Here is a 26,345-nt window from a genome sequence, read left to right as displayed (position 1 = left end):
CACACGACGCGTCGCGCGCCTTGCCAGCGCCCTTTCTGAGCAGAACGCATCTCACGCCTATTGATGAAATGAGTTCTGTAAGATGACCCCCGAACATCTTGCCAATCTCTCAGCGAGTGCCGTTTAACTTTTCGCTTACCCCCAGTTAATCAGGCCAATCATCGCGATTCGAGTATAGCGGCTCGATTTGCCAATCGTGCAAGCTTTTTGCGTTTCGCAAAAAAGGCTGCGCAGAAACGACATGCATAAACGATGCCATCGGGAAACAGCATGAAGCCGCGTTTCAGGCGCCGGGAATCCGGCGACGGAAAGATGGGGAAAGCGTGCATGCGGCAATGCGACAGATGCGAAAAAGCCGCGGCGCGCAGCATTTCCGGCGGCCGCGACATGGCTTGACGCTGCGGCGCTTGCTATAATCGCCCATTCTCCGGAATTCCCAATATGACAGACCAATTTTCGAAAAAAGGCGAAGCCTGGTCGGCTCGCTTTTCTGAACCCGTCTCCGACCTCGTCAAACGCTATACCGCATCGGTCTTCTTCGACAACCGCCTGGCCCAGGTCGATATCCAGGGCTCGCTGGCCCACGCCGAGATGCTGGCCCACCAGGGCATCATCAGCGCCGCCGACTACGCTGACATCCAGCGCGGCATGGCGCAGATCAAGGGCGAGATCGACGCCGGCCAGTTCGAATGGCTGCTGGACCTGGAAGACGTCCACCTGAACATTGAAAAACGCCTGACCGAACTGGTCGGCGATGCCGGCAAGCGCCTGCACACCGGCCGTTCGCGCAACGACCAGGTCGCAACAGACATCCGCCTCTACATGCGCGGCGCCGTGGACGACATCATCGGCCTGCTGCGCGAGCTGCGCAGCGCCCTGCTGGACCTGGCCGAGCAGCACGCCGACACCATCCTGCCGGGCTTCACCCACATGCAGGTGGCGCAGCCGATCACCTTCGGCCACCACGTGCTGGCCTATGTCGAGATGTTCGGCCGCGACACCGAGCGCATGCTTGACGCCAGGAAGCGCATCAACCGCCTGCCGCTGGGCGCCGCCGCCCTGGCCGGCACCACCTTCCCGATCAACCGCCTGCGCGTGGCCAGCACGCTGGGCTTCGACGACGTCTGCCGCAACTCGCTGGACGCCGTCTCCGACCGCGACTTCGCCATCGAATTCTGCGCCGCCGCGGCGCTGGTGATGACCCACATCTCGCGCATGTCGGAAGAGCTGGTGATCTGGATGAGCCCGCGCGTAGGCTTCATCGACATCGCCGACCGCTTCTGCACCGGCTCCTCGATCATGCCGCAGAAGAAGAATCCGGACGTGCCCGAACTGGCGCGCGGCAAGACCGGCCGCGTCAACGGCCACCTGGTGTCGCTGCTGACCCTGATGAAGGGCCAGCCGCTGGCCTACAACAAGGACAACCAGGAAGACAAGGAACCGCTGTTCGACACCGTCGACACCCTGACCGATACGCTGCGCATCTTCGCCGACATGGCGCGCGGCATCAGCGTCAAGCCGGACGCCATGCGCGCCGCCGCGCTGCAGGGCTACGCCACCGCCACCGACCTGGCCGACTACCTGGTCAAGAAGGGCCTGCCCTTCCGCGACGCCCATGAAGCCGTCGCGCATGCAGTGCGCACCTGCGTCGACAAGGGCTGCGACCTGGCCGACCTGTCGCTGGACGAGCTGCGCGCGTTCTCGTCGCTGGTCGGTGCGGATGTGTTCGAGGTACTGACGCTGGAAGGCTCGGTCGCCGCGCGCGACCACATCGGCGGCACCGCGCCCAACCAGGTGCGTGCGGCCATTGCGCATATCCGCAACGAATTGAAGAACTGAAGCAAGCACCACCCGCCAGCCCTGCGGGACTGGATTCGCATGCCGCTGCGATGCGCCCTACCCGGACGCATTGAAGCGGGTTGTAAAAGCCGGCACGCGTATTTTTGGGATATGCTGTGCCGGCTGTATCGAAAGAGGCCGCAAAACGGTCTTCAGAGGATGGAGCACAAGTCCCGTTATCCCGGGCGCCTTTTGCATCATCCTCGATGAAGGAATCACTGTCAGAACCTGCGCCGGGCTGCACGGGAGACGACAGTCGATTTCTACAATATCTAACTGAGGAGAGAACTCGATGCAATTCAATACCATGCTCAAGACCATTCCCGCGCTGCTGCTGGGCGCGACCCTGTCGACCGGCGCACTGGCCGCCGACATCAAGCTGGGCGTTGCCGAAGCGCTGACCGGCCCGGCCGCCAAGTACGGCGTGGCCATCAAGAACGGCTTCACCCTGGCCGCCGAGGAAGTCAACGCCAAGGGCGGCGTCAACGGCAGCAAGCTGGCCCTGGTGATTGAAGACGAACAAGGCAAGAAGGAAGAAGCCATCAACGTCTTCAAGAAACTGATTTTCCAGGACAAGGTGCTGGCGGTGTTCGGCCCCACCCTGTCGAACTCGGCCTTCGCCGCCGACCCGATCGCCAACGCCGCCAAGGTCGTGGCTTTCGGCACCAGCAACACGGCTGACGGCATCACCGCGATGGGCCCGTTCACCTTCCGCAACTCCGTGATGGAAGCCGACGTGCTGCCGGTTACCGTGAAGGCTGCCGTGAAGCACTTCGGCATCAAGAAGGTCGCCGTGATCTATGGCAACGACGACGCCTTCACCAAGTCCGGCTACGACGTCTTCAAGGCCACGCTGGAACAGCAGAAGATCCCGACCACCACCACCGAGGCCTATGCCAAGGGCGACGTCGACTTCAAGGCCCAGCTGACCAAGATCAAGGCCGGCAACCCGGACGCCATCGTCTGCTCCTGCCTGGCCGAGGAAGCCGCCAACATCATCCTGCAAACCCGCGCGCTGGGCATGAAGCAGCCCTTCATCGGCGGCAACGGCCTGAACTCGCCGAAGCTGTTCGAGATCGCCAAGGACGCCGGCGACAACACCCTGATGGGCAGCCCCTGGTCGTCGGAAAACCTGACGCCGGTCAACAAGGCCTTCATCGCGGCCTACAAGGCCAAGTTCGGCTCCGAGCCCGACCAGTTCGCGGCACAGGCCTACGATGCCCTGTACATCATGGCTGAAGCGCTGAAGAACGTGAAGCTGTCGGGCAACCTGGCCAACGACCGCGACGCCGTGCGCAAGGCGCTGCCGGCGGTGAAGATCGAAGGCGCGACCGGCAAGTTCGCGTTCCGCCCCGCTCCGGCAGTCGCCGGCAAGCAGGTGGGCTTCGACGCCGACCAGGAAGCGATCGTCAACATCGCCAAGGGCGGCAAGTTCGTCCTGCTGAAGTAATTCGGCATCGGCAAGCTCTCCTGAGTTGCGGTAGCGCATGACCGGCCCATTGGCCGGTCATGCGCATCGCCGCAGACGCACCAAGGATCGCCGGCTGCCATCCGGTTTGAACAAAACGGAAACCAGAACAGGCCTGCAACAAGAAAGGGCCGCACTTCCGATGTAACGAGGGATACATCGCCCGCCTGACCGGGACAAGCCAGGCGCGAGAGCACTTCCCATTACCTATCGCAGGCTCTATGTTAGAACAACAGCTCATCAATGCCCTCTCGCTGGGCAGCGTGTATGCGCTCTTCGCGCTCGGTTTCACGCTGGTCTTCGGCGTGCTGGGCGTGATCAATCTTTCGCACGGCGCGATCTTCATGCTGGGCAGCTACGCCGCCCTGCTGCTGGTCGAGCAAATGGCGCTGCCGCTGTGGCTGGCGCTGATCCTGGCCATGCTCGCCACCGGCCTGCTCGGCCTCATCATCGACGTGCTGGTCCTCAAGCCCTTGCGCAAACGCAACGCGCCGCACCTGATCCCGATGATCGCCACCATCGGTGTGGCCATCATGATCACCAACATCGCGCAGGGCCTGTTCGGCGCCGAGAACAAGCGCTTCCCGGTCGGCACCATCCCCGAGGAAAGCGTCAGCCTGGGCAACCTGCACATCACTGCGGTGCAAGTGGCTATCGTGGTGATCGCCTTCGTGCTGATGGTGGTGCTGCTGGGCGTGATGCGCAAGACCCAGCTCGGCCGCGCGCTGCGCGCCATCGCCGAGTCGCCCAAGGCGGCTTACCTGCTGGGCATCAACGTCGAGGGCCTGTTCCTGCTGACCTCGTTCGCCGCTGCCGCGCTGGGCGGCGCCGCCGGCGTGCTGGTGGGCGTGTCGTTCAACGCGATCTCCCCCTTCATGGGGCAGCCGATGCTGCACAAGGGCATCGCCGTGATCATCCTGGGCGGCATGGGCGACATCCGCGGCGCGATGATCGGCGGCCTGTTCCTCGGTTTCGCCGAGGTGCTGACGGTAGCCTATATCTCAAGCGACTTCCGCGATGCGGTGGCCTTCGGCCTCCTGTTCCTGATCCTGCTGGTCAAGCCGTCCGGCATGTTTGGCAAAGTGCTGGAAAGAAAGGCATAAGACCATGAGCTTTATGGAATGGTGGGATGGCTTCTGGGCCACCTACAACACTGTCATTTTCAGCATCGGCGTCAACGCCATGCTGGCCCTGTCGATCTACGTGACGCTGTCGTGCGGCTTGCTGTCGCTGGCCAACGCGGCGTTCATGGGCATCGGCGCTTATGCCGCGTCGCTCCTGACCATGCAGTTCGACATGCCCTTCCCGGTCGCGCTGGCCGCCGGCGGCGTGCTGCCGGCGCTGGTGGCATTGGTGATCGGCATTCCGACCCTGCGCCTGTCGGGCGTCTACCTCGCGATGGCCACGCTGGGCTTCGGCGAAGTGGTGCGCGTGATCGTGCTGAACCTGGAAGTCACGGGCGGCCCGATGGGTCTGAACGGCGTACCGCCGCTGACCGAATGGTGGCATATCGTGCTGCTCTTGGGCGTGACCGTCTATTGCCTGGCGCGCCTGCGCCGCTCCAAGACCGGCCGCGCCTTCGAGGCGATCAAGGAAGACGAGGTGGCGGCGCGCCTGATGGGCGTGAACGTGGCCGGCTACAAGCTACTGGCCTTCGTCATCGGCGCGGCCATCGCCGGCGTGGCCGGCGGCCTGAACGCCCACTTCACCTTCACCATCGGCCCCAACAACTACGGCTTCGAAAACGCGGTCGACATCCTGACCATGGCAGTGTTCGGCGGCACCAGCAACCTGATCGGCCCGATGATCGGTTCGACCATCCTCTCGCTGCTGCCCGAAGTGCTGCGCCACTTCAAGGATTTCCGGCTGGCCATCAACGGCCTGATCCTGATCCTGGTGGTGCTCTACCTGCCCAAGGGCATCTGGGACCCGCGCCGCATCCGCGCCATCCTGGGCCGCAACGCTGCTGACAAGAAGGTGAAGTGATGCTCTTAGAACTCAAGCAGATCAGCAAGAACTTCGGCGGCCTGCAGGTGCTGCAAGGCGTGGATTTCAATGTGCAAGAAGGCGAGATCTTCGGCCTGATCGGCCCCAACGGCGCCGGCAAGACCACCGTCTTCAACCTCATCACCGGCCTGCTGCGCGCCTCCTCCGGCAGCATCGCCTTCAACGGCGAAGACATCGGCGAAGTCGCCCCGCACAAGATCACCGAACGCGGCATCGCGCGCACCTTCCAGAACATCCGCGTGTTCAAGGAAATGACGCTGCTGGAAAACGTGGTGGTCGGCATGCACGACCACCTCAACTACGGCGTGGCCGGCATGCTGTTCAACCTGGGCGGCTTCCGCAAGGCCGAGAAGGAAGCGCGCGAGCGCGCGCTGGAACTGCTGTCCTGGGTGCGCCTGGAGCACAAGGCGCACATGCTGGCCGACAGCCTCTCCTACGGCGAACAGCGCAAGCTGGAGTTCGCCCGGGCGCTGGCGACCAGGCCCAGACTCTTGCTGCTGGACGAGCCGGTGGCCGGCATGAACCCGGCGGAGAAGACCGAACTGATGGCCGAGATCGTCAACATCAAAGAGCGCGGTTTCTCGATCTTCATGATCGAGCACGACATGCGCTTCGTGATGGGCCTGTGCGAGCGCATCGCGGTGCTCAACTTCGGCAAGATCATCGCCGAAGGCACGCCGGACCAGATCAAGAACAACCAGGAAGTGATCGAGGCCTACCTCGGCAAGGAAGAAGCATGACAGGCAACAGCAAACCCATCCTGCAGGTCGAGGACCTGGCCGTCGCCTACGGCCACATCGAGGCGGTCAAGGGCATCAGCCTGACCTTGAACGAGGGCGAGATCACCGCGCTGGTCGGCGCCAACGGCGCCGGCAAGAGCACCTCGCTGCTGGCCATCTCGGGCCTGGTGAAGGCGCAGCGCGGCCGCGTGCTGTACAGAGGGGAAAAAAACGAGGGCGACGACCTGGCCCAGCTGTCGCCGCACCGGATCGTCGAATCCGGCGTGGTACAGGTGGCCGAAGGCCGCGCCACGCTGACCACGCTGACGGTCGAGGAAAACCTCGCGCTGGGCGCCTATACCCGCAAGGATAAGGACGGCGTGGCGCGCGACCTGGACTGGGTGTATTCCTTGTTCCCGGTGCTGAAGAACCGCGCCGCCGGCCTGGCCGGCAACCTCTCCGGCGGCGAACAGCAGATGCTGGCGATCGGCCGCGCGCTGATGGCCAGGCCCAAGGTGCTGCTGCTGGACGAACCGTCGATGGGCCTGGCGCCGCTGATCATCCAGGAGATCTTCCGCATCGTGCAAGAGATCAACAAGACCGGCATGACGGTGCTGCTGGTGGAACAGAACGTACGCCAGGCGCTGCGCATCGCGCAACGCGGCTACGTGCTGGAGACCGGCAAGATCGTACTGGAAGACACCGGCGCCAACCTGCTGGGCAACCCGAAGGTGGTGGAAGCGTATCTGGGCGGTTGAGCGCCCCGTTCTCCTTCCGGCAAAAACGGCGGCCCTTGTGCCTAATGCCGTTCAGTTAAGCCTTCCATCTGCAAATCGTCCTCCCGGCCAAGGCCGGGATCCAGTGTCTTTCGTTGTGCCTCAATGGCCGTTGAACGACGCTGGACCCTGACCTTCGTCAGGGCGACGGAGAAATTTCGGCTTAACTGAACGGCATTAGGCCCTTGTGCCGCCGTTTCTTTTTGCCGCCGGCGCGATTAAAAAGGCCGGATACGCATGCCGTTTGGGGCGGCCCCAAAAAATCCGTAAAAAATTCAATTCCCCTGTTGACCCTTCGCCCAATTACCCTTAATATGCAGCCTCTTTCAAGCACAGCAGCTTTACCGCCGTGTCTGATAAGCCCACGTGGCGGAATTGGTAGACGCGCATGGTTCAGGTCCATGTGCCGCGAGGTGTGGGGGTTCGAGTCCCTCCGTGGGCACCAAAACATAAAAGGCTGATTGATGAAAATCAATCAGCCTTTTGCGTTTTTGGGGCGCACGAGCAAAGCGCCTGCGCGCTTTGCGGGAGGGACTCGAAAGCCCGGCCTTGCAAGGCCGGGCGGGGTCGCGGTACGTGACCGAGTCCCTCCGTGGGCACCAAAACATAAAAGGTCGATTGATGAAAATCAATCGGCCTTTTGCATTTTGGGCTGCGTTATTTCTTCTTCATTTTTTCCTGCGGCCGCTCCACCGCGCCGCGCACTTCAAACCGGATGCTGTCGAGCTCCGTCCCCGACTTGTCCTGCAGCGCGAGTACATGCTTGCCGGGCCATGGCATCCAGTCATACGCCAGTTCCTGATCCGTATCCGCAGAAGCGTTGGCCGCAATCTGCCGCACATGCGCGCGACCGGAACGCATGACGGCATCAGGCATCACCTTTCCATCCAACACCCAGCGGCTGCCAACCGGCGCGCCTTGCGCGCGGAAGCGGATGCGCTGGCGTGCCGGCGGGATGTCGGGATCGAGCGCCGCCAGCATGCCGCCGGTGGGGTAAGTGATGGCGGGACGGATCTCGCGCGCGCGGGCGATGCGGATGTCGGATTGCGCGGTGCCCGGCAAGAAGTATTCTGTGCGCGTCGCCTCGATGTCGTCCTCGTAGCGAATGGCGCGCGCCGTCACGTTCACGGGCTTGGCCGGCGCCGCCTCCGGCTTGCGTGCGTGCAGGTATTGCATCACCTCCTGCCACACCGGCGCGGCGCCGGTCACGCCGGACACGTCCCACATCGGCGCGCCCGAGGCGTTGCCGACCCACACCCCGACCGTATAGCGCGCCGAGTAACCGACGCACCAGTTGTCGCGCATGTCCTTCGAGGTCCCCGTCTTGACCGCGCTCCAGATGCGCGTGGACAGCGCATTCTCCAATCCGAAGGTACGCGCGCGGGCGCTGCGGTCGGAGAGGATGTCGCCAATGATGAACGAGGCATCGGCATCCATGACCCGGGTAAAACGGGCCGGCGCGCGGCCTTCATCAAGGCGGGTGCGCAATGGCGAATACCGCCCCTGGTTGGCCAGCGCCCGATAGGCATTGGCGAGGTTGGCCAGCGTCACGTCGGCGCTGCCCAGCGCCAGGCTGTAGCCGTAATAGTCCCCGCTCTCGCGCAGGCTGAAACCCAGCGCCTGCAGCCGCTGGAAGAAACGTTCCGGCGTCACCGTCACCAGCGTGCGCACGGCCGGGATGTTGAGCGACGACCCCAGCGCAGTGCGCAGGCTGACCAACCCCTTGAATTGCTTGTCGTAGTTCTGCGGAATGTAGAGCCCGGCCGAGGTGGCGAGGTTGACCGGCGAGTCGTCCAGCAGCGAGGCCGCGGTCATCCATTTCTTTTCTATCGCCAGTTCATACAGGAACGGCTTGAGCGTCGAGCCGGCCTGGCGCTGCGACACCACGCCGTCGACATTGGCCGCCGCCGACAGCGCGCTGCCGCTGGAGCCGACCCAGGCCAGCACCTCGCCGCTGGCGTTGTCGATCACGATCACCGCGCCGTCTTCGATGTTGCGCTCAACCAGGCCGGCCAGTTGCCGGCGCAAGGCCTGCGAAGCGAAGCGCTGCAAGTCGGCGTCCAGCGTCGAGCGCAATTGCTGGCCGGGCTGGGTGAGCAGCTTGCGCGCCAGATGGGGCGCAAGCTGCGGCGCATCGCTGGCGCCCGGCAAATCGCGGTGGGCATTGGCGCGCGCCAATGCCAGTTCGGTGGCGCCGTCCAGGCCATGGCATTGTTCCGGCGCACGCTCTTCCTTCAGGATCGCGCAGGCGCGTTCGAATACGCGCCGCGGCGTCGCGTTGGGCGCGCGGATCAGTGCCACGGCGATGGCCGCCTCGCTCTGGTTGAGGCCGCTCGGATGCTTGCCGAACATCACGCGCGACAGCGCATGCACGCCGACCAGCTCGCCGCGGAACGCCACCATGTTGAGATAGGCCTCAAGGATCTGGTCCTTGCGCCACGAGCGCTCCAGCGCCTGCGCCACAAACGCTTGCGAGATCTTTTGCGTGACCGAACGCGGGGAAGATTTGCGGCGCAGGTCGGCATCGATCAGTCCGGCCAGTTGCATGGTGATGGTGGACGCGCCGCGCGTGCGCGTGTGCCACAGGTTGCCCCAGGCGGATGCGGCCACCGCGTTCCAGTCGATGCCGCTGTGCTGGTAGAAGCGCCGGTCTTCCGACGCCACCAGCGCATTGCGCAGCGCCGGCGATACGTCTTCCAGCCCGACCCAGGCCAGCTTGCGCTCGTCCATGTTCACGCGCTGCTGCTGCAGCAGCTCGCCATGGCGGTCGTAGAGGCTGGCTTCGGATGGCAGGAAATCCCGCTTCACCTCGGCGAAGCCGGGCACGGCATGCGCGGCCGCTGGCGCCAGCAAGGCTGCCAGCAGCAGCAGTCTTGCAAGCTTGCGTCCCATTGCGCATCGGATCGACATGTCTGCTCCCTTATTGCGCGGCCTTGACCACGACCTTGCGGTTCGGGACCTCACCGAACATTTCCGGCGCGTACATCGCCTCGACCCGCGTCGGCGGCAAATTGAATTCGCCGGCGTTGTTCAGGCGCACCGTGTAGCTGATGCTGGTACGCCCCTTGGGCATCGACTCGTAGTAGGCGCGATAGCCTTCAAAGCTGCGCTCCTCATAGGCCAGCCAACCCAGGCCGCGATCGCGCGGCTTGTCCTCTTGCCCCTGGGCGATGGCCGAATCGCGGCCCAGGCCGGAGCCCAGCAAGGTCGCGCCGCCCGGCACCGGGTCGGTGACCACCACCCAGGTCATGTCGGCCTGGGCATCGATCTCCAGCGTCACGCGCAGCACATCGCCGCGGGTGTAGCTGCCAGCCTGCTTCTGCTCCACCGCTTCCACCTTGCGCGTGATCCGGTAGCCGCTGGAGAACGGCTGCGCCAGCGGCACCGCGGCCAGGCTTTGCAGCGTCACCCATGGCTTGCCGCTGCCTTCCTGCGTGAAGCGTACCGTGCCACCCGCGGCATCGGCCTTGGGCCAGGGCAATTGCAGCTTGCCGCCGGCGGCCGCCCCGCTCCATGCCAGGGCCTGGGTGGCGACCGTGGCCCCACCCTGCTCCACTGTGGCGCGCGTGCTGCCGCTGACCGGCTCGCCCTCGAACTTGCGCGCGAATTTTTCCAGCGCCAGGCTGCCCCAGACGTTGGCGGTGGTGGTGTTCCAATGGCCGCGCTGCTGGCGGCCGATCGCACCGGCCACCAGGCGCGGCATGTCGTCGCGCCAGGCAGGATTGTTCAGTTCCAGCAGGATCAGGCGGTTGGCGTTGGCATCGCCGCCGCTCATCAACCACCACCAGTAATCGCCCTCCTCATTGGAGAAACCCATGCGCGTGCCCTGGAAGTTCAGGCGTGCGCGCAAGATCTGTTCGGCCTCATCGAGCTTCTTCTGGCGCTCGGGGATGGCCGGCACGCGCTGCAGCAGCGCGATCCAGTCCAGCAGGCCGGAAGTCGGCCACTGGTTGGGATTGATCTGCAGCGAGCCGAGCATGGCGGGCTGCACGCGGTTGTAGCGCGACAGCGCCTCCAGCGCGGCCAGCTTGCGCACGTCCAGGTCTTTTTGCGGCGACCAGAAATCGCGCGTGACACGCCCCTCGACGAAGTTGGCCAAACCCTCCAGCATCTTGTCGCGGCTTTGCTGCGGGATCGCATAGCCGGCCTCGCTGGTGGCTGCCAGCAGGTAGGCGGTCAGGGTATCGCTGCCGCGCCGCGCGCCGCTGTCGGACGGCGGGAAGTAATACGCCAGACCGTCGCCATCGAGATAGGTCGGCAGGTCGGCGGCGATCTTCTGCCAGCCGGCCTCGTCGCGCAGGCCGATGGCCTTGGAGGTTTTCTGTTCCAGGCAAGAGAACGGATAGTTAGTGAAGTAGCGCGTCAATCCCTCGGCGCCGCCGGCCAGGCTGGGCCTGAGCGTTGCCGTCAAACCGCCGCGCCCCGGCAGGCTGCCCGCAGGCTGGGCGACGCTGATGGCGGCGCTCTTGTCGAGCTGGAACAGCGTGGCTTGCTGCACCGTGACCGGCACCGCCGGCAATACGCGCTGGCTGAACTTCATGGCGTCCCTGGCCCCTTGCCCGCCCTGTTCCTGCGCGCCGATTTCCCAGGCCAGTTGCGCAATGCCTTCCGGCACCTGCACCGGCCACGCCACCTCGGCCGACTGGCCGGCAGCCACCGCCACGTCACGCTCCGGCAGGCTCAGCGCGACAGCCGGCAGGTTGCCCTGGGCGCGCGCCGTCAGCTTGATCTTCATGTCATGCGTGGTGGTGTTGCGCACCGTGACCATGCCGCTGAAGCTGTCGCCTTCACGCACCAGCGGCGGCAAGCCCGAGATGACCTGCACATCCTGGGTCGAGCGGATATTGACGCTGCCGGTGCCGAAGTAGTTGGCGCCGCTTTCGGCCACGGCGACGATACGGAAGGAAGTCAGCGCATCGTTCAACGGCACCTCGAGCTGGGCGCGGCCTTGCGCGTCCAGCGTCACATTGGGTTTCCACAGCAGCAGCGTGTCGAACAGTTCGCGCGTGGGCGCACGACCGCCGCCGCCGCCGGCCGGGGTGGCCTTCTTGCCGTAGTGGCGCTTGCCGACCACCTGCATCTGCGCGGTCGCGGTTTCCACCCCATAGCTGCGCCGCTGCAGCATCGCATGCAACACATCCCAACTGGTGTTGGGCTGCAGTTCGAGCAAGGCCTCGTCCACCGCTGCCAGCGCGAATTCGGCGCCGGCCGCCGGCTGGCCGTCGGGCAGTTTGACCTGCACCGTGACCTTGGCCGTGGCCCGGATCGGATAGGCCGGCTTGTCGGCGCTCACCGTCACTTGCAGCTGATGCCCGGCCTCGCCGACGTTGATCTCGGCAATGCCGAACTTCCAGGCCGGCTTGGAGAGATCGACGATGGGGCCCGGCGCCTGGTATTCGCGGAACTCATGCCACCAGTTGATCGGCTCCTTCCAGCCCCACAGGAAGAAGGAATACCAGGGCACCTCGCGCATGCGCCCGCGCACGGCCAGCACCGACACATAAACGTTGGGCCCATATCCGGCCTTGACCGGCACGGCGATGCTCGGGTCCTGCCCCGACAATTGCACTACCTGGGTATCGATCACGCCTTCGCGCTCCACCGCCACCAGCGCGGTGGCGTAGCGGAACGGCATGCGCACCTGGAACCTGGCGGTGTCGCCCGGCTGGTAGCTCTTCTTCTCCGGCAGGATGTCGATGCGGTCCTGGTTCTCGCCCTCGAACCACAGTTCGCCGCGGCCGGTCACCCACACCGACGAATACGCCGCGGCGGCATTGCCGCGCGCATCCTTGGCCGAGGCGATCAGATCCACATTGCCCGGTTCCGACAACTCGGTATCGCACAGGAACATGCCGTGCGCATCGCTCTTGCCCGAGCACAGCTTGCCGAGGTCTTGCGTGCTCTGGTCGTTTTCGTAGGCATAAAAACCGCCGACCATGCGCTTGCGGTGCGAGTTGGTCTTGCGCGCGATGGCGCGGATCTCGACCGGCACACCGGCCTGCGGCCGGCCGGCGGTGTCCAGCGTCACCGCCGTCAGCGTCAGTTTTTTCTTGACCGAAATCCAGTTGCCGGCACGCAGGCCGACCACCACGGCGGACGGCCACAGCGGCGTCACGCTGGAGATGGTCTGCACCTCGCCGTTGGGGTCGCTGTAGGTCATCTCGGTGACCAGTTCCTGCGGCCGTGGCGAGGCCGGCAGCCGGGCGATCACGGCGCGCCCGGCGCCGTTCTTGTCGAGCGTGACGGGCAGCTTGTCGGCCACGATCTTCTGGTCATCGGCATTGCTGCTGTCGTCGGCGCGCGGCGGCTCGAAGGAGAAACCGTCGTAGCCGCCGATGCTGACGCTGCGCGAACGCACCAGGCTGGACACGCTCACGTTCTGCCCTGCCGCGCCGCCGCCGTTGATGTAGTTCAGCTGCAGGTCGAGCGGCAATTCCTTGATCGCGACCTGCGCGCCCTTGGGCGGCGTGATGCGCCCCTGCATCAGCGGCAGGCGGAACTCCTCGACGCGGAAGCTGCCGGTATAGTAGCTGCGGCGCCCGCCATCCCAGCCGCGCTCGCCATCGGCCTGGTTGTCGTTCGCATCCTGGCCATTGGCACTGGCGCTGACCTTGCCGTCGTCCAGCACCACCTCATAGATGCCGAGCTTGGCCTGCCTGGGCAAGGCAAATACCGTTTCGGCGCTCTTCTGCCCTCGCCAGGACAGCGGGAACTGGAACTCCTGGCCGCTGCCCTGGTGGATGATGCGCGCGCGCGTGGGCAGGTCTTCCTTGCGCAGCGTAGCGAAACCTTGCATGGTTTCGCTGCGGATCACATGCTTCATCGATACCGTTTCGCCCGCGCGAAACAGCGTACGGTCGAAGATGGTGGTGGCGCGCGTGGTGGCGACTTTTGCGGTCTCGGTCGGCAGGTTGAAACGCCATGACTCGATGCCGTCATTCCACGAGCTCAGCGCGAACGCCATGTCGGCGCGGCCTTTCTCATCGGTCTTGCGGGCGCTGACAAACAGGCCGTTGATGCTGCCTTCATTCGCTGCGCTGTAGGGCCGGCTGGCGCAGGCGTCTTCCAGCGCCGGCATGAGGGCCACGCCGTTGGCGTCGGTCCGGCCTTGCCACAGCTGCGTGCCTTCGCAATTGGACACGCGCACATCGGCATCGGCAACCGGCTTGGCGTTATCCAGGCGAGTCACCCACACGGCGCCGTTGGCGCGGCCCAGCTTGACGTGGACGGCAAGGTTGGTCACCAGTGCGCTGGTGCGCACATACATCGGCTGCGGTTTGCCCAGCAGCGATGCGCCGAGCTTGTGCGACTCCAGTTCGACCACATAGAAACCCGGGTCCTTCAACGGAATGCCCACCACCTCGAAGGGCCACACGCCATCCTTGGCTTCCTTCAGCGGCGGCAGGTCGAGCTGCTTCACGCCCGGTTCCTTCTGCAGCAGGCTGATGCTGCGCGAATCGACCTTCTTCGGGTCGCCCCATTTCTCGTGATACTTGTTCAGGCGGGCGAGCCAAGCGATGACGCCCTTGTCGCCGTCGACCTTGAGGTCGGCCACCTTGCCGGGCATGGCTTTGCCGTCCGCGCCGCGCACCTGCAAACCGGCTTCGACACGGCGCAAGGTCACCGGCAGGGCCGGGTCGGCATTGAGTTCGATGATGCCGAACGGCGCCGCGGGGAATTTGGCCAATGGCGGAAAGTCCGCCAGCGCCGACTTCAACGGAAACGACCCGGCATTGCCCAGCGGTCGGCCATCCTCGTCCTGGAAGCCGGCCGGCAGCGTGATCGTGAATTCGGACTTTTCCGGAAATGGCGGTTTGAAGCTGAGATCGTGGATGGTCTCGCCCTGCTCGTTCGGGTTCAGGTCGGGCTTGATCTTGCCGGTGGCGGTATTCATCACGATTTGCGCGGCCAGCTTGCGCGGCACCGGCGAGGAAAACGACAGCGTCACCGGCAAGATCGGCGAACAGGCGGCATTGGCATTCTCGCGCTGGCAACTGAAACTGGCGGTGAACTCGCTGCGCACCTGGAACTTGAACACCTGGGGTTGAGCAGTCACGATGGCGGGGGCATTGGCGGCGGCGATGCCGCGATCCCACACCAGTTGCACATGGGCGTCGTTGGGCAGGCGCTGCTGGCATTGCACCGTGGTGACCGTGGCAGGATCGATATTCCTGGCGAACTCCTTGAGCAGCGCCTGGCGGTCGCTTTCGGCCAGCGGTTTGGTGGGGATGCGTTCATTGACGCCTTCGGCTTCGCAGTACAGATGGTCGCGCACCGAAGCTGCCGTCGCCGCGCCGTTCTGGAACAGGATGAACGCCTGGTCTTCGGCGATGCGCGCGCCGGCATAGGGTTGCACACGCGTCACGGCCGGGCCGCCGGTGCTGAACTGGAAGCGCCCCTTGCCGCCGAGCGGGTTGCCGGCCGCCGACCTGGTTCCCGCGCGCAGGTTGAAGCTGCAGCTGGTGCCGGGCGGCAGGTCGCGTTCGAAGTCGAAGATCCAGTTCTTGTCATCGGCCCAGCGTGAAGTGCCGGCTACCGGGCAATCGACGTCGAAGGGCGAGCCGGCCTTGGGATCGCCGAACTTGACCATGGCTTCGGAAAACCGCGCCCGTACCTGGCGGATGCGCGACACTTCGCCCTGCGGCGAAAAACTGGTCACACTGGCGCCGGCCGCCACCGCGCTGGAGGGCGACAGGGCCAGGCCGGCCAAGACGCCGATGGCCAGCAAGCTCGCGCCGAATGCGCTGCACCGGTTGCGCACCTTGCGGATGGCAACCCGCGCCTGCAGCATCTGCTTTGCCCTGGCGTTCCATGCTGCGGCCATGCAGGCCTCCGTTTGCTTCATCTTGTTTTCTCCGGATCGATCTTGTTATGGCGCTGTGACCTGAATTACGGCAATTTGTTGCCCGGCTGGAGAGCGTATCAGAGCTTGCATTGCAAAAAGTCCAGAAAGCAGCTGATGCGTCTCGACAATTGGGTATTGCGGTAATAGACCGCCGAAATCTTTTGCCGGTAACCGCTGTAGGCCGGCTCAAGCAACTTGACCAGCCGGCCGGCAGCGATATCGGCATCCGTCATGAAGTTCGACAGCGAGGCGATGCCCTGCCCGTGCAACGCCAGATGGCGGATGGTCTCGCCGCTGGAAGCGCGGATCGCCGGCCTGGCCGGATAGCGGTCGCCGCCGGCATGCAGCAGCGGCCACTGGTTCAGCGATTCGGGCAGGGAGAAGCCGATCAGCCGGTGCTGCTCCAGCGCCTCCACTGATTGGGGTTCGCCATGGCGCGCCAGGTAACCGGGGCTGGCGACGATGTTCAGGCGCGCCGAACTGAGCGGCTTGGCATGCAATGTGGAGTCCTGCAGCTCGCCGATGCGAATGGCGATGTCGGTGCGCTGTTCCACCAGATCGATGAAACGGTCATTGGTGGTCAGCTCCAGCTCGATCTCGGGATACTCCTCGCGGAAAGCGCCCACGTGCGGCACCACGCAATGGAGCATGAACGGCACGGCCGCATCCACCCGCAGCTTGCCGACCGGCTTTTGCGTGCGCGCCCGCACCGCCTCCTCGGCATGCTCCATCGCGGCCAGGATATGGCGCGCCTGTTCAAGGAAGGTCTGCCCTTCTTCGGTCAGGTCCATGCGCCGCGTGGTACGGGTCAGCAAGCTCGCCCCCAGCTTTTCTTCCAGCCGCGACAGGGCCCGGCTCACGCCGGAGGTGGTCTGCTCCAGCACCTCCGCGGCGGCGGAAAGGCTGCCGGCTTCCACCACGGCAACAAAGGTGCGCAATTCTTCCGATTGAATTGACATCATTGACTCCAAATCAAATATTCTTTGATTTTAACGGTATTTTTCTCAAGAAAGATCGCAGGCACAATCCTTTCCATCGCTGGCAAAGTCTTTTCGGACGCCGGCCAACAACAAGGATTTGATATGCCAATTGCACTTTGGGCGCTGACCATCAGCGCATTCGCCATCGGAACCACCGAGTTCGTGATCATGGGCCTGTTGCCGGAAGTCGCGACCAACCTGGGCGTGAGCCTGTCGGCCGCCGGCCTCCTGGTGACCGGCTACGCGCTGGGCGTATTCGTCGGCGCCCCGCTGGTCACCGCCACCACCGGCCGCCTGCCGCGCAAGACGCTGCTGATGGCCTTGATGGTGGTGTTCGTGATCGGCAACCTGATGTGCGCCCTCGCGCCGGACTACAACATGCTGATGATCGGGCGCGTGGTCGCCTCGTTCGCCCACGGCGCATTTTTCGGCGTCGGTTCGGTGGTGGCCACCAGCCTGGTGCCCAAGGAAAAGCAGGCCTCCGCCATCGCCCTGATGTTTACCGGCCTGACGGTGGCCAACGTGCTGGGCGTGCCCTTCGGCACCTGGCTGGGCCAGATGTACGGCTGGCGCGCCACCTTCTGGGCGGTGACCGCCATCGGCCTGGTCGCGCTGGCTGGCACCGGCTTGCTGGTGCCGCGCTCGCAAGGCGGCGAACAGGCCGACTTCGGCAAGGAACTGCGCGTGCTGGGCCGTCCGCAGGTGCTGCTGGGCCTGCTCATGACGGTGCTGGGCTTTGGCGGCGTGTTCGCGGCCTTTACCTATATCGCCCCTATCCTGACCGATATCAGCGGTTTTCCGGCGGCGGCCGTCTCGCCCATCCTGCTGCTGTTCGGCGTGGGCCTGGTGATCGGCAACCTGCTGGGCGGCAAGCTGGCTGACAAGAGGCTCATGGCCACGCTGGTGGGCAGCCTGGTGGCGCTGGCCGTGGTGCTGGTGCTGTTCGGCCTGACCAACGGCCACCAGATCGCCTCGATCATCGGCGTCGGCCTGATGGGCATGGCCGCCTTCGCCACCGTGCCGCCGTTGCAGATGCGCGTGCTGGAAAAGGCCACCGGCGCGCCCAACCTCGCCTCCTCGGCCAACATCGCCGCCTTCAACCTGGGCAATGCCGCAGGCGCCTGGCTGGGCGGCCTGACCATCGACCATGGTCCCGGCTTGCACTCGGTGCCTTACGTCGCGGCCTTGCTGCCGATTGCCGGCATCGTGGTGGCGCTGGTGAGCTGGAAGATGGATGGCAAGGCGGCCGCGGTTCCTTCCGCCGGCGTCGAAGCCTGCTGACCTTACCTTGACCGGAGCAACCGGATGTCTACTGAAAACGCAGGCAAGCAAACCGTCCTGGTGGTCGGCGCCAACGGCGTCATCGGCAGCAAGCTGATCGAGCACCTGCTCACGCTGCCCGCTTGGGACGTGATCGGCCTGTCGCGCCGTGGCGGCGAAGACCAGGCGCACGGCCGGCTGCGCCACATCGCGGTCGACCTGCTGGATGCGGCCGACACGCGCGCGAAGCTGGCGCCGCTGGAGCATGTCACCCATATTTTCTACACGGCTTACCAGCATCGCGCCACCTGGAGCGAACTGGTAGCGCCCAACCTGGCGATGCTGGAGAACACCGTGGAAGCAGTCGAAGCGGCCGCGCCGGGACTGCGCCACATCAGCCTGATGCAGGGCTACAAGGTCTACGGCGGCCACCTGGGCCCTTTCAAGACGCCGGCGCGCGAAACCGATGCGCAATTCATGCCGCCCGAATTCATGTTCGACCAGCAGCGCTACCTGGAACAGCGGCAGGCGCAGTCAGGCCAGCGCTGGAGCTGGTCGGCGATCCGGCCGGCAGTGGTGGGCGGCGCGGCGCTGGGCAATCCGATGAACCTGGCGCTGGCCATTGCGGTGTATGCCAGCATCTCGAAAGCGCTGGGCTTGCCGCTGCGCTTTCCCGGCAAGCCGGGCGCCTATGACAAGCTGGTGGAAATGACTGATGCCGGCCTGCTGGCCAAGGCGACGGTCTGGGCCGCGGCCAATGAGGGCTGCGCCAACCAAGCCTTTAACATCGGCAACGGCGACATCTTCCGCTGGAGCGAGATGTGGCCGAAGATCGCGCGTTGGTTCGACATGGAAGTCGGGCCGCCGCTGCCATTGGCGTTGGCCGACGTGATGAGCGACAAGGCGCCGCTGTGGGAAAGCATCGCGCGCGCCCACGGCCTGGACGCGCATTCCTACGACACGCTGTCGTCGTGGGGATTCGCCGATTTCGTGTTCTCATGGGACTACGACATGTTCGGCGACGGTTCCAAGGCACGGCGTTTCGGCTTCCATGAGTATGTGGAGAGCGAGCAGATGTTCTACCGGCTGTTCGAGGAGTTCAGGCGGAACAAGGTCATCCCTTGAGTGCGCCCTGTATGTGTACACGCAAAAAAAGAGCTTGCCGCGGCAAGCTCTTTTCATTGGGACCGGCAAAACGCCAACGGCTCAGGCGTCGCCCTTCTTGATCCAGGCCGCCAGCTGGTGCGGGCCCAGGCTGTCGTAGTCTTCGAAAGGCTGGTGGATCCAGGGATTGGTCGGCAGGTAGTCGATGTGGTAATCGGGTTCCACCACCGAGCATCCCTTCCACCACAGGACCGCGGACTTGATCTCGGTGACGGCGGGATAGTGCTCCTTCAGGTGCACCAGCACCTTTTGCAGCGTCACGCCGGAATCGACCAGGTCGTCCACCAGCAGGATACGGCCGCCCAGGGTGCCCTTGGTGATGGTGATGTACTTGGCGATGTCCAGCGAGCTGCGGATGGTGCCGGCCGCTTCACGATAGGAGCTGGTCGAGAGGATGGCCAGCGGCACGTCGAAAATGCGCGACATCACGTCGCCCGGCCGCAGGCCGCCACGCGCCAGGCACAACACCTGGTCGAATTGCCAGCCGGACTCGTAGACCTTCAGCGCCAGTCGTTCGATCAGGCGGTTGTAGTCGTCCCAGGTGACCCACAGGTCTTTGTCGTCAGAGATCTTCATCTTGTTTATTGCTTGTTGCGAATTGCTTGTTACGGTTGTTCCAGGGGATACGCTTACTTGAACGGATGACGCAGGACAATGGTTTCTTCGCGGTCGGGACCGGTGGAAATCATGTCGATCGGCACGCCGACCAGCTCTTCGATGCGCGCGATGTAGGCGCGGGCGTTGGCCGGCAGCGCATCCAGCGACTTGGCGCCGACGGTGGACTCGCTCCAGCCCGGCATTTCTTCGTAGATCGGTTCGCACGCCGCGGCTTCTTCAGCGCCGACCGGGAAGATGTCGACCTGCTTGCCGTTGAGCTTGTAACCGGTGCACAGCTTGAGCGACTCGATGCCGTCCAGCACGTCGAGCTTGGTCAGGCACATGCCGGATACGCCGTTGATCTGCACCGAGCGCTTGAGCAGCGCAGCATCGAACCAGCCGCAACGGCGCGCACGGCCGGTGACGGTGCCGAACTCATGGCCGACGGAGGCCAGGTGCTTGCCGACGCCGGCATCGGTCGGCAATTCGGCCGGGAACGGGCCGGAACCGACACGGGTGGTATAGGCCTTGGTGATGCCCATGATGTAGTGCAGCATGCCCGGGCCGACGCCGGTACCGGCGGCGGCATTGCCGGCCACGCAGTTGCTCGAGGTGACGAACGGGTAGGTGCCGTGGTCGACGTCCAGCAGGCTGCCCTGCGCGCCTTCGAACAGCAGCTTGCCGCCGGCGTTGTGCACGGCGTACAGGTCGCTGGAGACGTCGGTGACCATGGGCCGGATGCGCGGCACGTTGGCCAGCGCGTCGTCCAGGGTCTTCTGGTAGTCGACCGGCTGGGTCTTGAGGTAATGGGTCAGGACGAAGTTGTGGTAGTCCAGGTTGGCCAGCAGCTTCTCGGCGAAACGCTTTTCGTTGAGCAGGTCGGCCACGCGGATGGCGCGGCGCGCCACCTTGTCTTCATAGGCCGGGCCGATGCCCTTGCCGGTGGTGCCGATCTTGTCGGCGCCGCGGGCGGTTTCGCGCGCCACGTCCAGGGCGACGTGGTAAGGCAGGATCAGCGGACAGGCTTCCGACACCTTCAGGCGCGAGCACACTTCCACGCCGGCGGCTTCCAGCTTGTCGATCTCGCGCAGCAGGTCGGGCACCGACAGCACCACGCCGTTGCCGATGTAGCATGCCACGCCGGGGCGCATGATGCCGGACGGAATCAGTTGCAGCGCAGTCTTCTGACCGCCGATGACCAGCGTATGGCCGGCGTTGTGGCCGCCCTGGAAACGCACCACGCCTTGCGCGTGGTCGGTCAGCCAATCGACGATCTTGCCCTTACCTTCGTCGCCCCATTGCGTACCGATGACGACGACATTCTTTGCATTGCTATTCTGTAACATGACTCAGCCCAAGTTTTTGATAATCCAGTTTCCATTGCTGAATTCGACGGCGCGGTCGCAGTCGAATTCGTCCTGATCGTTTTCGTGACCCGGCAGGCTCTGGATCACGATTTCCCCCGCCTGCCGCAATTGCGCTATTTTCTCACGCAGGCCGGCTTCGGTACCCCACGGCGCGCGAATTGCGCGCTTTCTTTCCGCGCCCGGCATCAGGCGTGCCAGTTCGCGCAAATCCATCGAAAAGCCGGTGGCCGGACGGGCGCGGCCGAAAGCCTCGCCGACATGGTCGTAACGGCCGCCGCGCACCACCGCATTGGGCAGGCCCGGCACATAGGCGGCGAACATCACGCCGCTGTGGTAATGATACCCGCGCAGGTCGGCCAGATCGATGGTCACGGCCGCGCCTTCGTGGCTGCCGGCCAGTTCGACCAGCGCCTGCAGCTCATCGAGCGCCTGCGCGATGCCCGGCAAGGCCGGCAGCGTGATGCGCGCGCGCGCGATGACGGCGATGTCGCCGTACAAGCCCGGCAGCGCCAGCAGCGCCTGGCGGGTGCTGTCCTGGTAGGCGGCGGTGATTTCCTGCAGGCCCGGCACATCCTTGGCCTCCAGCAGGCCGAACAACTGGGCCTCCTGGCGCTTGGCGGCCGGGTCGTTGGCGATGATCGCGCGCAGCACGCCGACATGGCACAGGTCCAGGCGGATCTGCCGCATACCGGCCAGCGCCAGCGAATTGAGCGCCAGCTCCTGGATTTCGGCGTCGGCTTCGATGCCGGCATGGCCGTAGATCTCGGCGCCGATCTGGATCGGCTCGCGCGTCGCGTGCAGGCCCGACGGACGGGTATGCAGCACGCTGCCGGCGTAGCACAGGCGGGTCACCGAGGCGCGGTTGAGCAGGTGGGCGTCGATGCGCGCGACCTGGGTGGTCATGTCGGCGCGCACGCCCAGCGTGCGGCCGGACAACTGGTCGACCAGCTTGAAGGTGCGCAGGTCGGTGTCCTGGCCGGCGCCGGTCAGCAGCGACTCCAGGTATTCCAGCAGCGGCGGCATGACCATTTCGTAGCCGTACAGGCGGAAATTGTCGAGCAGGCGCCGACGCAACTCTTCAATCTTGCGCGCTTCGGACGGCAAGACGTCGGCAATGTTTTCAGGAAGAAGCCAGTTAGGCATAGACGAAAATAACTCAGGAAAAAAAACAGGCGGGCGGCCCGGCGGTCTGCATGGGCAAACCATCAACGCTGCAAGTCTGGGGCTGGAGGCTGGAGCTGGACGAAAAACCGGGGCGTTTCGGGATAGAAGAACATCCTGACGCCCCACTCCTGCAATCCGGGAAACTTGCCTGCCCGGAACAATCCGCCACACAAAAAAAGGAAAGATGCCCTCAACCAGCGGCATCCATCCTCTTGCCCGTTGCGCCCTTATGCAGCGCGGGCCTTACTTGGTTCACGTTGTCGGTTTATTTCTTGGAAACGCTGCTGTTGCCGACACCCTTGAAATATTTAAAGAATTCCGAACTCGGATCCACCACCATCACGTCATGGCGGTTCTTGAAGCTCGCGCGATATGCCTCGAGGCTGCGGTAGAACTTGTAGAAGTCCGGGTTCTGGCCAAAGGCCTGTGCATAGACCTGCGACGCCTTGGCATCGCCCGCACCGCGTATCTTCTCGGATGCGCGGTAGGCTTCCGCCAGGATCACCACGCGCTGGCGGTCGGCATCGGCGCGGATCTTTTCGGACTCGGCGGCGCCGGTGGAACGCAGCTCATTGGCCACGCGCACCCGCTCGGACTTCATGCGCTCGAAAACGGAGTTGCTGATCTGGTCGACATAGTCCACGCGGCGCAGGCGCACGTCGATGATTTCGACGCCGATCTGCTTGGCCTCGTTGGCCACGCGCGCCTGCAGCGCATCCATGACGCTGTTGCGCTGGCTGGAAATCACTTCGCGTACGGTACGCTTGGTGATTTCGTCGTTCAACGCCGCCTTGACGATCTGCGACAGGCGATCCTGCGTGCGGCGCTCGTCGGCGCCGAAGCTGACGAAGTACAGGCGCGGGTCAATGATGCGCCACTTGACGTAGGCGTCAACCAGCACGTTCATCTTCTCTGCGGTGATGAAGCGGTCGGCATCGGGCGTATCCAGGGTCTGGATGCGCTTGTCCAGGTACATCACGTTCTGGAACGGCGGCGGCAACTTGAAGTGCAAGCCCGGCTCGCTGATCACCTGCTTGACTTCGCCCAGCGCGAACACGATGGCCGAGGAACGCTGGTCCACCACGAAGATGGTCGAGGAAGCCAGCCAGATCGCCACGACGGCGACGATGACGGAAGTAATGAGGCGGCCCATCAGCGCACCTCCCTTTCGCGCGCTTCGCGCGGATCCCGGTTTCTTATGTCGCGCATCAGCTCGGACGAATACACTGTGTCATTTCCCGAAGTCGGATTGGAAGAAGCTGCCGCGCCGGCGGGCTGCCCCGCAGGTGCGGCCTGCGGCTTGCCGGATGCCGCGGGCTGCTCGCCCGCGGTCTGCTGGATCAGCTTGTCCAGCGGCAGGTAGAGCAGGTTGCTGCCGCTCTTGGCATCGACCATCACCTTGGTGGTGTTGGCGAAGATCTGCTGCATCGTTTCGAGATACATGCGGTCGCGCGTCACGGCCGGCGCCTTCTGGTACTCGTCCAGCACCTGCTTGAAGCGCGAGGCATCGCCCTCGGAGTTCGCAATGACGCGGGAACGGTAGGCCTCGGCTTCTTCCAGCAGGCGCGAAGCGGCGCCGGAAGCGCGCGGAATCACGTCGTTGGCATAGGCCTGGCCTTCATTCTTGAGGCGCTCGCGATCCTGGCCGGCCTTGACCGCGTCATCGAAAGCGGCCTGTACCTGCTCGGGCGGCTGCACGCCCTGCATGGTCACGTTGGTGATCTGCACGCCGGTCTTGTAGCGATCGAGGATTTGCTGCATGCGCTGGTTCACGTCCATCGCGACCTTTTCCCGGCCTTCATAGAGCACGAAGTCCATCTTGCTGCGGCCGACGATCTCGCGGATCGCGGTTTCGGCCACCTGGCGCACGGAGTCGTCCTGGTCGCGGTTGTTGAACAGCCATTCGGCGGCATTCTTGAGCGTGTATTGGACCGCGAACTGGATGTCGATGATGTTCTCATCGTCGGTCAGCATCAGCGATTCCTTCAGTTGCTTGTTGCGCACGTTGCCGCGGTAGCCGATCTCGGCGGTACGCACCTGCGACATGTTCACGATTTCGTGGCTTTGGATGGGATACGGCCAACGCCAGTTGAAGCCCGGCAAGGTGGTATGGCTGTAGCGGCCGAAGGTGGTGATGACGGCGGTCTGGCCTTCCTGGACGATGAAGAAGCCGCTGGCCAGCCACAGGAACGCGACGATGATGGCGATCACGCCCGCGCCGATGCCGGCGCCCTTGACGTCGCCACGGTTGAAGCCGCCGCCCTCGGAGGAACCGCCGCCACCGCCCTTGCGGCCGAACATGCCGGACAGGCGCTGGTTGAAATCGCGCCAGAGCTGGTCGAGATCCGGCGGCCCGCCGTTGCCGGATGGCTTCTCGGGTCGTTTTTCGCCGTTACTTCCGTTATTCTGATTGTCGCGGTTGTCGTCTTGCGAACCACGCCCCCATTGAGGGTCGTTCAACGAAAACTTCACACCGATTTTCTTGAATAAAGACACAAGCATGCGTTTGCGATCCGGCTGTAGTTATTGATAAGTGAATCAAGGAGGAATGCGCGTTCAGAATCACCAACAAAACGCCGCTGGCGACGTTGCGCCTCCTTGCCGTACTTCGTATTGTCGGCGTCGGCACGCCTTGCCAACGACATTTGGTTAGTGCCCCTCAGGGAATTGCTCAGACGGGCACACCTTCGGAATCAACAGGCTGCGATCGGCTGCGGCCCCTGGCCTCCAATGCGGCCTTCAGCGAAGCGGCCACCGCTTCGCGCAGCAGATCCAAGCCAGCACCAGACTTCGCACTGACGAAAACCCGCTGGATTTTACCATACTCGTCATACTCGACCGCCGGTTCCAGGCCGGCCGCATCGATCTTGTTCCAGACCAGGATCTGCGGCACATGGTCGGCGCCGATCTCCCTCAAGACCTCGTTGACCTGCTCGATCTGCTCCATGCGCACCGGGCTGGCGGCATCGACAACGTGCAGCAACAAGTCGGCATGGATGGTCTCTTCCAGCGTCGCCCGGAAGGCCTCCACCAATTGGTGCGGCAATTCGCGGATGAAGCCGACGGTATCCGAAATGACAACATGCCCGACCTCGCCCAGATAAACGCGGCGGGAGGTCGTATCCAACGTGGCGAAAAGCTGGTTGGCGGCATAAACGCCGGCCTTGGCCAGCGCATTGAAAATGGTCGATTTGCCGGCGTTGGTATAGCCCACCAGCGACACCGAAAAGGTCTCGTTGCGCCCCCGCGCCCGTCGTTGCGTCGCATGCTGCCGCCGCAACTTGGCCAGCACCGCGCGCAGCGCCTTGACCCGTTCGCCGAGCAGCCGACGGTCGGTTTCCAGCTGGGTTTCGCCGGGGCCGCGCAGGCCGATACCGCCCTTTTGCCGCTCCAGGTGAGTCCAGCCGCGAATCAGGCGGGTCGCCAGATGCTGCAATTGCGCCAGCTCGACCTGAACCTTGCCTTCGTGGCTTTTGGCCCGTTGGGCAAAAATATCCAGGATCAGGCTGGTGCGGTCGAGCACACGCACCTTCAGCACACGCTCAAGATTGCGCTGTTGGGCGGGTGACAATGCATGGTTGAAGATAACGAGCTCAAGTTCCAGGTCGGCGACTGCATCGGCGACTTCCTGCGCCTTGCCGGAACCGACGAAAAGAGCTGCGTCCGGACTGGCACGACGTCCGGTGATGGTGATCACCGGCTCCGCGCCGGCGGACTTCGCTAACAGGAACAACTCATCCAGACTTGCGGCGAAATCATTCTTGCCGAAATCCAGGCCGACTAACGCGGCACGCATATCAAGATGCACACGGCGTTACGCCGGCTCGGTAGACCATTATTCGGCGTCGGACGAGTCGAGACTCAGGTTGACCGCGCGCGCAGGCACGACGGTGGAAATGGCGTGTTTGTAAACCATCTGCGTAACGGTGTTGCGCAGCAGGACCACGTATTGATCGAAAGACTCCACATGGCCTTGCAGCTTGATGCCGTTGACCAGATAGATAGAGACGGGAACGTGCTCTTTTCTCAATGCGTTCAGAAATGGGTCTTGTAACAATTGCCCTTTGTTGCTCATGGCAGCTCCACAGTGTTGTTGTGATTAGGACTTGGAGGCACTTTAATAAAAAACAAGTGCTTTACCAATGTATGCTTCATCAAT

At 64.1% G+C, this 26,345-nt stretch carries 18 protein-coding genes and 1 tRNA gene; 9 read left to right on the top strand and 10 right to left on the bottom strand.

Features of this window, described 5'->3' with window-relative positions; genetic code table 11:
• Positions 1–441: 441 nt before the first annotated feature.
• The 7 genes from argH (at position 442) to AC07N6_RS17300 (ending at position 7,254) form a co-directional block, all read left to right on the top strand.
• Positions 442–1,839, top strand: coding sequence for an argininosuccinate lyase (argH, locus tag AC07N6_RS17330; protein WP_494782585.1), 1,398 nt, complete (start codon positions 442–444; stop codon positions 1,837–1,839).
• Positions 1,840–2,131: 292 nt separating this feature from the next.
• Complete coding sequence (locus AC07N6_RS17325; protein WP_494782586.1) at positions 2,132–3,289, top strand: ABC transporter substrate-binding protein; 1,158 nt, start codon at positions 2,132–2,134, stop codon at positions 3,287–3,289.
• Positions 3,290–3,528: 239 nt separating this feature from the next.
• Positions 3,529–4,410, top strand: a complete 882-nt coding sequence (locus AC07N6_RS17320; protein WP_494782587.1) for a branched-chain amino acid ABC transporter permease — start codon at positions 3,529–3,531, stop codon at positions 4,408–4,410.
• Between the two features lie 4 nt (positions 4,411–4,414).
• Complete coding sequence (locus AC07N6_RS17315; protein ID WP_494782588.1) at positions 4,415–5,293, top strand: branched-chain amino acid ABC transporter permease; 879 nt, start codon at positions 4,415–4,417, stop codon at positions 5,291–5,293.
• A complete protein-coding gene (locus AC07N6_RS17310) occupies positions 5,293–6,054 on the top strand; it encodes an ABC transporter ATP-binding protein (RefSeq protein WP_494782589.1) in 762 nt (253 codons plus the stop codon). The genes AC07N6_RS17315 and AC07N6_RS17310 overlap by 1 nt, the downstream gene beginning before the upstream one ends.
• On the top strand, positions 6,051–6,791 hold the full coding sequence (locus tag AC07N6_RS17305) for an ABC transporter ATP-binding protein (protein ID WP_494782590.1): 741 nt from the start codon (positions 6,051–6,053) through the stop codon (positions 6,789–6,791). The genes AC07N6_RS17310 and AC07N6_RS17305 overlap by 4 nt, the downstream gene beginning before the upstream one ends.
• A gap of 378 nt (positions 6,792–7,169) precedes the next feature.
• Positions 7,170–7,254, top strand: a tRNA-Leu gene (locus AC07N6_RS17300).
• A gap of 212 nt (positions 7,255–7,466) precedes the next feature.
• Here the strand turns inward: AC07N6_RS17300 and pbpC are convergent.
• From pbpC to AC07N6_RS17285, 3 genes are all read right to left on the bottom strand, one after another.
• Entirely contained in the window at positions 7,467–9,719 is a 2,253-nt protein-coding gene (pbpC, locus tag AC07N6_RS17295; protein WP_494782591.1) for a penicillin-binding protein 1C, read from the bottom strand.
• Positions 9,720–9,729: 10 nt separating this feature from the next.
• Positions 9,730–15,600, bottom strand: coding sequence for an alpha-2-macroglobulin family protein (locus tag AC07N6_RS17290; protein ID WP_494782723.1), 5,871 nt, complete (start codon positions 15,598–15,600; stop codon positions 9,730–9,732).
• Positions 15,601–15,731: 131 nt separating this feature from the next.
• Positions 15,732–16,613, bottom strand: a complete 882-nt coding sequence (locus AC07N6_RS17285; protein WP_494782592.1) for a LysR family transcriptional regulator — start codon at positions 16,611–16,613, stop codon at positions 15,732–15,734.
• 123 nt (positions 16,614–16,736) lie between these two features.
• On the opposite strand from AC07N6_RS17285, the gene AC07N6_RS17280 reads away from it, so the two are divergent.
• The gene (locus AC07N6_RS17280) at positions 16,737–17,915 is read left to right on the top strand and encodes an MFS transporter (protein WP_494782593.1); all 1,179 of its coding nucleotides are present in this window, start codon (positions 16,737–16,739) and stop codon (positions 17,913–17,915) included.
• A gap of 24 nt (positions 17,916–17,939) precedes the next feature.
• The gene (locus AC07N6_RS17275) at positions 17,940–19,019 is read left to right on the top strand and encodes an SDR family oxidoreductase (RefSeq protein WP_494782594.1); all 1,080 of its coding nucleotides are present in this window, start codon (positions 17,940–17,942) and stop codon (positions 19,017–19,019) included.
• Positions 19,020–19,100: 81 nt separating this feature from the next.
• On the opposite strand, the gene AC07N6_RS17270 is transcribed toward AC07N6_RS17275, so the two are convergent.
• From AC07N6_RS17270 to hfq, 7 genes are all read right to left on the bottom strand, one after another.
• Positions 19,101–19,634 carry a phosphoribosyltransferase gene (locus tag AC07N6_RS17270; protein WP_141916308.1) on the bottom strand — a complete coding sequence of 178 codons (534 nt, stop codon included), beginning with the start codon at positions 19,632–19,634 and terminating at the stop codon, positions 19,101–19,103.
• 53 nt (positions 19,635–19,687) lie between these two features.
• Positions 19,688–21,001 (bottom strand): adenylosuccinate synthase, encoded by a 1,314-nt coding sequence (locus AC07N6_RS17265; protein ID WP_494782595.1) that lies wholly within the window; start codon positions 20,999–21,001, stop codon positions 19,688–19,690.
• A 3-nt stretch (positions 21,002–21,004) separates the two neighbouring features.
• On the bottom strand, positions 21,005–22,165 hold the full coding sequence (locus AC07N6_RS17260) for an ATP phosphoribosyltransferase regulatory subunit (RefSeq protein ID WP_494782596.1): 1,161 nt from the start codon (positions 22,163–22,165) through the stop codon (positions 21,005–21,007).
• Positions 22,166–22,451: 286 nt separating this feature from the next.
• Complete coding sequence (gene hflC / locus AC07N6_RS17255; protein WP_494782597.1) at positions 22,452–23,339, bottom strand: protease modulator HflC; 888 nt, start codon at positions 23,337–23,339, stop codon at positions 22,452–22,454.
• Positions 23,339–24,688: an FtsH protease activity modulator HflK gene (gene hflK / locus AC07N6_RS17250; RefSeq protein ID WP_494782598.1), complete on the bottom strand. Its 1,350-nt coding sequence runs from the start codon at positions 24,686–24,688 to the stop codon at positions 23,339–23,341. The genes hflC and hflK overlap by 1 nt, the downstream gene beginning before the upstream one ends.
• A 169-nt stretch (positions 24,689–24,857) precedes the next feature.
• Positions 24,858–25,982 (bottom strand): GTPase HflX, encoded by a 1,125-nt coding sequence (hflX, locus tag AC07N6_RS17245; protein ID WP_494782599.1) that lies wholly within the window; start codon positions 25,980–25,982, stop codon positions 24,858–24,860.
• Positions 25,983–26,021: 39 nt separating this feature from the next.
• Positions 26,022–26,261: an RNA chaperone Hfq gene (gene hfq, locus AC07N6_RS17240; RefSeq protein ID WP_050467890.1), complete on the bottom strand. Its 240-nt coding sequence runs from the start codon at positions 26,259–26,261 to the stop codon at positions 26,022–26,024.
• Positions 26,262–26,345: the final 84 nt, after the last annotated feature.

The organism is Herbaspirillum sp. GW821-FHT09A12, from assembly GCF_059418325.1.
This window is presented reverse-complemented; position numbering and strand designations above follow the sequence as displayed.

Excerpts from the sequence above, each read along its gene's own strand:
- AC07N6_RS17265 (WP_494782595.1), bottom strand. The coding sequence starts at position 21,001 with ATGTTACAGAATAGCAATGCAAAGAATGTCGTCGTCATCGGTACGCAA.
- pbpC (WP_494782591.1), bottom strand. The coding sequence starts at position 9,719 with ATGTCGATCCGATGCGCAATGGGACGCAAGCTTGCAAGACTGCTGCTG.
- hfq (WP_050467890.1), bottom strand. The coding sequence starts at position 26,261 with ATGAGCAACAAAGGGCAATTGTTACAAGACCCATTTCTGAACGCATTG.
- AC07N6_RS17275 (WP_494782594.1), top strand. The coding sequence starts at position 17,940 with ATGTCTACTGAAAACGCAGGCAAGCAAACCGTCCTGGTGGTCGGCGCC.
- AC07N6_RS17310 (WP_494782589.1), top strand. The coding sequence starts at position 5,293 with ATGCTCTTAGAACTCAAGCAGATCAGCAAGAACTTCGGCGGCCTGCAG.
- AC07N6_RS17270 (WP_141916308.1), bottom strand. The coding sequence starts at position 19,634 with ATGAAGATCTCTGACGACAAAGACCTGTGGGTCACCTGGGACGACTAC.
- AC07N6_RS17320 (WP_494782587.1), top strand. The coding sequence starts at position 3,529 with ATGTTAGAACAACAGCTCATCAATGCCCTCTCGCTGGGCAGCGTGTAT.
- AC07N6_RS17280 (WP_494782593.1), top strand. The coding sequence starts at position 16,737 with ATGCCAATTGCACTTTGGGCGCTGACCATCAGCGCATTCGCCATCGGA.
- hflK (WP_494782598.1), bottom strand. The coding sequence starts at position 24,688 with ATGCTTGTGTCTTTATTCAAGAAAATCGGTGTGAAGTTTTCGTTGAAC.
- argH (WP_494782585.1), top strand. The coding sequence starts at position 442 with ATGACAGACCAATTTTCGAAAAAAGGCGAAGCCTGGTCGGCTCGCTTT.
- AC07N6_RS17325 (WP_494782586.1), top strand. The coding sequence starts at position 2,132 with ATGCAATTCAATACCATGCTCAAGACCATTCCCGCGCTGCTGCTGGGC.
- hflC (WP_494782597.1), bottom strand. The coding sequence starts at position 23,339 with ATGGGCCGCCTCATTACTTCCGTCATCGTCGCCGTCGTGGCGATCTGG.
- AC07N6_RS17305 (WP_494782590.1), top strand. The coding sequence starts at position 6,051 with ATGACAGGCAACAGCAAACCCATCCTGCAGGTCGAGGACCTGGCCGTC.
- AC07N6_RS17315 (WP_494782588.1), top strand. The coding sequence starts at position 4,415 with ATGAGCTTTATGGAATGGTGGGATGGCTTCTGGGCCACCTACAACACT.
- AC07N6_RS17260 (WP_494782596.1), bottom strand. The coding sequence starts at position 22,165 with ATGCCTAACTGGCTTCTTCCTGAAAACATTGCCGACGTCTTGCCGTCC.
- AC07N6_RS17290 (WP_494782723.1), bottom strand. The coding sequence starts at position 15,600 with ATGCTGCAGGCGCGGGTTGCCATCCGCAAGGTGCGCAACCGGTGCAGC.
- AC07N6_RS17285 (WP_494782592.1), bottom strand. The coding sequence starts at position 16,613 with ATGTCAATTCAATCGGAAGAATTGCGCACCTTTGTTGCCGTGGTGGAA.
- hflX (WP_494782599.1), bottom strand. The coding sequence starts at position 25,982 with ATGCGTGCCGCGTTAGTCGGCCTGGATTTCGGCAAGAATGATTTCGCC.